This is a genomic window from Pseudomonas sp. VA159-2 (assembly GCF_024126635.1).
GTDB lineage: Bacteria > Pseudomonadota > Gammaproteobacteria > Pseudomonadales > Pseudomonadaceae > Aquipseudomonas > Aquipseudomonas muyukensis.
The window spans coordinates 1-293 of record NZ_JAMYBV010000097.1; the positions used below are offsets into that span (position 1 = coordinate 1).

Sequence of the window (293 nt, forward strand, 5' to 3'; positions counted from 1 at the left end):
GACGGCACCTTGCGCTACCTGGGCCGGGCCGACCAGCAGGTCAAGCTGCGCGGCTTCCGTATCGAGCTGGGCGAGATCGAGGCACGCCTGGGCGAATGCCCGGGGGTGCGCGACACGGCGGTGGTGGTGCGCGAGGACGAACCGGGCGACAAGCGCCTGGTGGCCTACTTCACCGGTGACGCGCCGGCGCTTGCCGCGCTGCACGAGCGCCTGCAAGGCCAGCTGCCGGACTACATGCTGCCCGCGGCCTACGTGCACCTGGACGAACTGCCCCTGACCGCCAACGGCAAGCT

Annotated in this window: 1 pseudogene; it reads left to right on the plus strand. The window is 71.3% G+C overall.

Annotated features, from left to right (window positions below):
• Positions 1-293: pseudogene (locus NJG22_RS24500) on the plus strand (non-ribosomal peptide synthetase); the annotation flags it as partial.